The organism is Parabacteroides distasonis (genome assembly GCF_004793765.1).
GTDB classification, from domain to species: Bacteria; Bacteroidota; Bacteroidia; order Bacteroidales; family Tannerellaceae; genus Parabacteroides; species Parabacteroides distasonis_A.
In genome coordinates, this window is record NZ_SRYM01000053.1 from 21,993 (window position 1) to 28,420 (window position 6,428).

At 35.7% G+C, this 6,428-nt stretch carries 10 protein-coding genes and 1 tRNA gene; 6 read left to right on the forward strand and 5 right to left on the reverse strand.

Annotation, left to right across the window (positions count from 1 at the left end; translation table 11 throughout):
• From E5342_RS15375 to E5342_RS15385, 3 genes are all read right to left on the reverse strand, one after another.
• A complete protein-coding gene (locus E5342_RS15375) occupies positions 1-663 on the reverse strand; it encodes an ABC transporter permease (RefSeq protein WP_119213312.1) in 663 nt (220 codons plus the stop codon).
• Positions 660-1,508: an ABC transporter ATP-binding protein gene (locus E5342_RS15380; RefSeq protein WP_135959720.1), complete on the reverse strand. Its 849-nt coding sequence runs from the start codon at positions 1,506-1,508 to the stop codon at positions 660-662. The genes E5342_RS15375 and E5342_RS15380 overlap by 4 nt, the downstream gene beginning before the upstream one ends.
• 123 nt (positions 1,509-1,631) lie before the next feature.
• Complete coding sequence (locus tag E5342_RS15385; protein ID WP_007656985.1) at positions 1,632-2,222, reverse strand: TetR/AcrR family transcriptional regulator; 591 nt, start codon at positions 2,220-2,222, stop codon at positions 1,632-1,634.
• Between the two features lie 287 nt (positions 2,223-2,509).
• Between E5342_RS15385 and E5342_RS15390 the strand changes: the two genes are divergently transcribed.
• The 5 genes from E5342_RS15390 to E5342_RS15410 all read left to right on the forward strand — a co-directional run bounded on the left by E5342_RS15390 (position 2,510) and on the right by E5342_RS15410 (position 4,303).
• Positions 2,510-2,824 (forward strand): helix-turn-helix domain-containing protein, encoded by a 315-nt coding sequence (locus E5342_RS15390; protein ID WP_025835668.1) that lies wholly within the window; start codon positions 2,510-2,512, stop codon positions 2,822-2,824.
• On the forward strand, positions 2,811-3,104 hold the full coding sequence (locus E5342_RS15395; RefSeq protein WP_135959721.1) for a DUF3876 domain-containing protein: 294 nt from the start codon (positions 2,811-2,813) through the stop codon (positions 3,102-3,104). The genes E5342_RS15390 and E5342_RS15395 overlap by 14 nt, the downstream gene beginning before the upstream one ends.
• Before the next feature lie 53 nt (positions 3,105-3,157).
• Positions 3,158-3,451, forward strand: coding sequence for a helix-turn-helix domain-containing protein (locus tag E5342_RS15400; RefSeq protein WP_032573124.1), 294 nt, complete (start codon positions 3,158-3,160; stop codon positions 3,449-3,451).
• 246 nt (positions 3,452-3,697) lie between these two features.
• Positions 3,698-3,994: a helix-turn-helix domain-containing protein gene (locus E5342_RS15405; RefSeq protein WP_135959722.1), complete on the forward strand. Its 297-nt coding sequence runs from the start codon at positions 3,698-3,700 to the stop codon at positions 3,992-3,994.
• Between the two features lie 6 nt (positions 3,995-4,000).
• Entirely contained in the window at positions 4,001-4,303 is a 303-nt protein-coding gene (locus E5342_RS15410; RefSeq protein WP_032568330.1) for a helix-turn-helix domain-containing protein, read from the forward strand.
• 65 nt (positions 4,304-4,368) lie between these two features.
• Here E5342_RS15410 and E5342_RS15415 read toward each other — a convergent pair whose 3' ends face one another.
• Both E5342_RS15415 and E5342_RS15420 read right to left on the reverse strand, forming a co-directional pair.
• A complete protein-coding gene (locus E5342_RS15415; protein ID WP_135959723.1) occupies positions 4,369-5,595 on the reverse strand; it encodes a site-specific integrase in 1,227 nt (408 codons plus the stop codon).
• A 236-nt stretch (positions 5,596-5,831) separates the two neighbouring features.
• Positions 5,832-5,904 (reverse strand) — tRNA-Phe (locus E5342_RS15420).
• A 219-nt stretch (positions 5,905-6,123) separates the two neighbouring features.
• On the opposite strand from E5342_RS15420, the gene E5342_RS15425 reads away from it, so the two are divergent.
• The coding region (locus E5342_RS15425; RefSeq protein ID WP_135959724.1) for a hypothetical protein at positions 6,124-6,428 on the forward strand (305 nt) is incomplete at its 3' end.

A 6,428-nucleotide genomic window follows, 5' to 3' on the forward strand; every position in this document is an offset into this window, starting at 1 on the left:
TTATATCGTCATCATTTTTTTTACTGACAGACAAGAAAAAATATACATCGCAATGCACCAAATGATTATTACCATTAGAGACATGACGCTGATATTTCCAGACATAAGTTCTATAAAACTTATGCTTGGATGTAATAGCATAGCTCCCGATTTATAGCCCATTGTATAAACAGATATGGGAGCTATAGATATTATTAAAGTGGAAACCATAATCAGCATAAAATTATTCATGGTTGAAATAAAAGCAGAAAGTGATATTCCAACCAGTGTGAATAATGCTGAACCTAACATAATTCCAACAGCAAGATGTATGTAAGAATGTTCCATGCCTGAGAACAATGCGATGAGAACTCCACTTAGCAAAGAAATTAGTCCAATGGAAATTACCTTTGACAAAATATATGTGTGTATCGATATGGGCGAAACAGCTAATGCCTGCATTACTTTTTCGCTTTTCTCGAATAATATTATTGCTCCCATAAACATTAATCCGATCAGTACGGGATCTGAAAATATAAGGGTAGTTGTACATAGTTCTTTCCACGGCATAGGAAGGATGCGCAATACTGCAATATACACTAGTGTAAATAACGTATATAGGGCATAAAAACCATATTTGTATTGTTGCCGAATATCGCCTAGTATTAAACTTTTAAGCTTCATAGTAATTTCCTCCCTGTTATTTCTGAGAATATATTGTCTAATGTTGGCTCATTGCTATGTATTGATAATAAGGCATTAGCTTGAATCAGAGATTGTAGCTTTTTATCTGTACTTATTTTGTCAAGTGCGATTGTAGTATTTAATTCTTTTTGATTCTCCAAATATGAATATGTTACTTCATTATAACGCCTTGACATGATAAGATTATGAGGAGTGTCCATAGCTTTAATGTTGCCATCAACAATAAATGCTACACGATCACAAAGTTCGGTTGCATCGTGCATATTGTGAGTAGTCAGAATGATTGTTACTCCTTTATTTTTAAGATCAAGAATATTGTTTTTCATCACTTGGGAGTTTGAAGGATCTAAACCAGATGTTGGCTCATCCAAAAATAACACTTTGGGCTGATGAATAATTGATCGGGCAAAGTTTAATCTGGATTTCATACCTTTAGAAAACCCTGCCACTTTCTTATTGGCATGTTGTGATAGTCCAACCATTTCTAATAATTGTTCGACAGGAATCAGCTTACAGTCATATAAAGAACCAAAGAATTTTAAGTTCTCCAATGCGGTGAATTTCTCATAAAAACTAGGGAATTCAAAATCGACACCAATACTCTCATAGAACTGGTCAGACTTATTTCTAATTTCATTATTATTAATAGAAACACTCCCCTTATATTTAGGGAGCATACCTATTAATATCTTTTGGAGAGTGCTTTTTCCTGCTCCAGAAGGGCCTAAGAAACCAAATATTTCTCCGCTTCTTACTTGAAAATTCATATTCTCAATAAATGGTAGTTGAGAATAACTAAACGATAAGTTTTTTACTGTAATCATAATTTTTCAATTTTATATCGTATGACTAAAATTGTTTATATAGTCATATTGTAAATTCAAAGTATCGCTATGTAACATATTTGCACATAGTCAGTTGATATTATATAATCTTGTTGTATTGGATTAGTCTTTAAATAGTTGCTGTACTATTCCCCTAACTATAAACTTGAAAACTTCATTGTAAATATCTGTTCCAATTGTTTTCTCGTTTAGAATAGTCAAGAATGCAGCTCTTAAAGCCCCTGCAAATACTTTTGTATCAATTGATTTACTTTCTGGAATAAATTTCAGTAGTTCGTTTGCTAGCATGACATCATCATCTACGTGTTTTGAAAGTACTTCTTGAGGGAGCTTTCTATTTAGATATTCCACATCACTATTAACGAAGATAGATACAAAGTATGGTTTGTTGTTGATTAGCAAGTCAGATATAATATCTGTCAATGTATCAACCGTAATATTATTGGTATGCTTATTTATGGCATTAAGAAATTCTTTTTCCAATTTCTTATGATAGTCTATTATTGTATCGAAAAAAAGAAGTTCTTTTGATGTATAGAATAGATAAAATGCTCCTTTAGAAATATTGGCATATTTAACAAGCTCATCTACAGAAGTTTTACGTACCCCTTGTTGCTGGATAAATAGCAAAGCTCCTTCTTTGAGTTTATCCTTTATAAGCTTTCTTTCGTTGTCATCAAATGCTTTTGCCATACCGTGTGACTATTTTGTTATTATTGGTCACTGCAAATATAAGCGTTATTTTTGAATTGACAAAGAAATATCGGTTTATTTTTCTTTGTTTCTATATGATCTGCCTAAATCAATGAGTATTTCGTCTATAAATCATTGTATTATGTTGCCACGATAAGTACATATTAAGTCATTAAGAACTTTACTTCGCCACTTTCGGACAGTTTTGAAAACGGCTCATGATTCTTCTTTTATTTGCCGATGAAAATAAAATCGACACGTTTTATAAACCTTTTAAAATTGAAAGTATGGAAGTAGTAACTATTGAAAAGAGAACCTTTTCGTATGTCTGCGAGAGGTTCACGGAGTTTGCCAAACGGATAGAAAGTTTGTGCAGCACTCATACCCAGAAAGTCGAAAACTGGCTGGATAGTCAGGAAGTGTGCCTGTTGTTAGGCGTTAGTAAGCGAACTTTGCAGTATTACAGAAGTAGCGGAAGATTGGCTTATTCTCAAATTGGTAGTAAGATTTATTATAAGACTTCCGATATTGAAAGAATTATTGCAGACAGTGAAACGCAAAATCAATCACCCAAACACCCCACGTCTTATGAAAAGAATTAAAAAAGATTATCCGTTTTTCAACCTGTTTTCCATTGTTGGCACATGGGAAAGCATTAATTTGAATCCTACGGTTATCATTTATCGGAGCGACAAAGAGTATCTCCTTTCTATTATATATGTATCGGAAACTACTAAACAGGCTTCACCCGCTACTTATGAGATACAGCAAGATGGTAACCAGTATTTTATTGCTACTGCGTCTAAACGACTCTATGTAGATTATGATCCGGCAAAAGATATACTTAGCATTTCATCACTCGGTGACTATTTGCGTAACTAACTAGCTATCTAGCAATCTTGAAATCAATATATCAATAAAACAATCTTTCAATCATGGAACTAATAAATAAAGATACACCGCAAGTCAAAGAATTTATTTCTTCGCTCGATTCGATGCTGGATGGTATTGAATCTATTGTAAAGCACTACAAGCCCCACCTGAATGGGGAACGCTTTCTTTCTAATAATGAGGTTTCCAAGAAACTGAATGTCAGTTTGCGAACCCTGCAAGAATGGCGAGATATAGGGCTAATTCCCTTTATCCAGATAAAAGGTAAAATCATCTACCGTCAGAGTGATATTGATAAACTGCTCCAAAAGCACTACTTTGAAAGTTGGAAAGAGTAACCTGCCAAGCCCAAAACATTGTTTTTCGGAATTTAATTTGAATCATTGACTTTCCCAGTGAAGTATTTAGTCTGTGCAAGTCTTTAGATGAAAATACGCTCGAACATAGTGAGAGGAAGATTTTCATCTAAACCGAAGGCTCGGACTTGAACAGGCTAAATACGGAACTTATCTTTGTCAATGCTTCATATTGAGTTCTGGAAAACTTACTTTAAAAGAAAATGAATTTTGAAAAGTAATTTATATATGGATATAGTAGCAATAAAAAGGTTTTCCTTCGATTCTTTTAGAAAGAAGCTGGAACAGATTGTATCATGGGCAGATAATACTTCTTTATCTCCCTCTGATATGCGTATTGAGAAAGAATGGATAGAGGGTAGGACATTGGCAGCTTCCTTAAATATTCCTTTACGAACATTACAGTCTTTACGTGAGAGTGGCAAACTTTCTTTTTCGACTGTTGGCAAGAAGGTATATTATAAGGTTGCCGAAGTACAAAAACTATTGGATTCAGGTAGAATAAAAGTAACCACTAAAGAATAATTGCTTATGGATTTATACACGAATGAGGATAGCCAAGAATTATTGCAATCGTTAGATAGGGTTTTACCTTATATAGAATATGTATTGAAGAATAATAAGCCCATGTTTGATGGTGAACGGTATCTGACAAGCGAAGAACTTTGTTCTATTCTCAAAATCAGCCGTAGAACTTTGCAGTATTATCGGGATGATGGCATTTTCCCTTTTATTCAACTTCCGGGCAAAGTGCTGTTCCGTGAATCGGATATTAGGAAAGTATTGGAAGATAGGTTTCGCTCTGCCTATAATATAGAAGATTATTCTCTTTAGTTTTTAATAGGATGAATATAGAAAAACGGCTACCGTCCTAATGGATTAGGTAGCCGTTTTCATCTTTAGGTGGTTTTAGTAGAGAAGCTCTCCCGCACATTCTGCATATCTCGAAGAATACTTTGGTCTAATACTTTTGCGTATCGCTGCGTCATTTTTGTATTGGTATGACCGAGCATTTTTGCTACATTTTCCAATGATACATTGTTAGCTAAAGCGACAATGGTCGAAAATGTATGTCGTCCGGTATGTGTGGTTAGATTCTTCTTGATACCGCATAAATCAGCAATTTCTTTCAGGTAACTGTTTAGCTTTTGGTTGCATGGAACAGGCAACAATGTTCCTTTCTTTTTCGCCAGTGGATTCCCTTCGTATTTCTCCAATATGGCTAAAGGTATATCCAAAAGAGGAATGTTGCACATAACTTTCGTTTTCTGTCTTGCTTTCCTAATCCATAAATTCCCCTGATTATCAGATACAAGATGTTCTGCTTTTAATTCAGATACATCTATGAAAGCTAACCCCGTGAAGCATTGGAATAGAAAAATATCACGCACTAAATCCAATCGAGGAACATCAAAAACTTTGTTTTGCATAGTTTCTAATTCTTCTTTGGTTAGAAACTCTTTGTGTACTTCCTGCTCGTGGAAACGGATATTGATAAACGGGTCTTTCTCCATCCAATCATTAGCCAATGCCATGTTGGTGATTTTCTTCACTACTTTCATATAACGGATTACCGTATTTTCTTGCAAGTCTTTTTGAGCTTTCAGGAAGTGAATATAATCTTGAATGATGGCATGACTTATTTCTTTCATGGGAATATCCTTTAGATGGTACTTTTTCAAAGCCATCTCTTTGAAATACCGTAAACAAGTATCAAATCGGGAGATAGTTACTTTGGCATAATCCTTGCCAATCAGTTCACGGCATTTGTCGTTATGCTCTTGAAAAATTTCAAAGAACATCATGTGCTTTTCATCCAGTCCGAGAAAGCGTCTTTTAATCTCCATCGGATTGATAAGTTTATTTTCATCTTCCAAAGTTCGATGAATATCATACAAACGTAGTCTTACCGATTCAATATAGCGGTTTACTTCTACGGATTTGGCATCTTTACCTGTACACCGTTCTTTAGCTTGCGACCAAAGTTCAGGCTTAACGGTTCTTTTTAGCTGCATTTCAGCTAATTGCCCTTGAATTGTTATCCGCAACATGATAGGTGTCTCACCTGACTTTACTGTTCTTGTTTTGCGGATGAAGAACAGCACGTTGAAAGTCTGTCGTTTCATACTCTAAAAATTAATGTTTAAAGTTACTGAATCGTGTAGAATAGCAAGAAACAAACGATAAGACAATCAGCGACTTACGGTACAATTCGTGGACACTTTTTTCGAGACTAAAATTGTCCACGATTTAGCACAGCGGAAGTGCGTAATTCTGCCCAAAATATGCGGATTAGGGGAAAAAGAAAATCCCTGAAATGTTTAGTTTTCAGGGATTTACCAAATTTGAAGTCTTTTAAAAGTGGTGCCACCAGGAATCGAACCGGGGACACAAGGATTTTCAGTCCTTTGCTCTACCAACTGAGCTATGGCACCATTATGTTATTTAAATATCGTTGTTTCAATTACAGGTGCAAATATACGGATTATTTTGATATATGCAATAGGTTGTGGTGGATTTTTTGAAAATATTTGAGGATAGAGGTAAAATTAACTGCTGAAAACAGAATAGATAGGGCAGGTCTACCGCATCAAAATTACGGCAACTATACCTGTTCCCAAAGGCAATGAACGTAATCCTCACATCCCCTCGAATTGAAAAAATTAGTTTCTCCGGCCTATTTCAAGGTCTGTGACTCGTCGCTTTCCGATGTGGAGGGAGATCCGGCAGAGACCCGTCAAAGCGTGGATATCCCCCTGCCTATTTGCTTGGTAACCATCAGTCATGCCGTGGAAGAAAAAATATGCGCTTGTTGCCGCGGCGAGTTCCCCCTCCCATGTCAAACCCGGTGTCAGCTATGGGGTGAACGTCCATGCGGCGGTAGCCTATCTGGGCGTGGCGCCGCATGTCCCTTTCAAGCGTTTACAGTGCTTGTTGAAAGACCTTTACGGTATAGAAC

What these genes read in the sequence shown, in the direction of transcription:
- E5342_RS15395 (WP_135959721.1), top strand. Translation starts at nt 2,811, where the DNA reads ATGAAAAGAATTAAAAAAGATTATCCGTTTTTCAACCTGTTTTCCATT.
- E5342_RS15410 (WP_032568330.1), top strand. Translation starts at nt 4,001, where the DNA reads ATGGATTTATACACGAATGAGGATAGCCAAGAATTATTGCAATCGTTA.
- E5342_RS15405 (WP_135959722.1), top strand. Translation starts at nt 3,698, where the DNA reads ATGGATATAGTAGCAATAAAAAGGTTTTCCTTCGATTCTTTTAGAAAG.
- E5342_RS15400 (WP_032573124.1), top strand. Translation starts at nt 3,158, where the DNA reads ATGGAACTAATAAATAAAGATACACCGCAAGTCAAAGAATTTATTTCT.
- E5342_RS15375 (WP_119213312.1), bottom strand. Translation starts at nt 663, where the DNA reads ATGAAGCTTAAAAGTTTAATACTAGGCGATATTCGGCAACAATACAAA.
- E5342_RS15385 (WP_007656985.1), bottom strand. Translation starts at nt 2,222, where the DNA reads ATGGCAAAAGCATTTGATGACAACGAAAGAAAGCTTATAAAGGATAAA.
- E5342_RS15415 (WP_135959723.1), bottom strand. Translation starts at nt 5,595, where the DNA reads ATGAAACGACAGACTTTCAACGTGCTGTTCTTCATCCGCAAAACAAGA.
- E5342_RS15390 (WP_025835668.1), top strand. Translation starts at nt 2,510, where the DNA reads ATGGAAGTAGTAACTATTGAAAAGAGAACCTTTTCGTATGTCTGCGAG.
- E5342_RS15380 (WP_135959720.1), bottom strand. Translation starts at nt 1,508, where the DNA reads ATGATTACAGTAAAAAACTTATCGTTTAGTTATTCTCAACTACCATTT.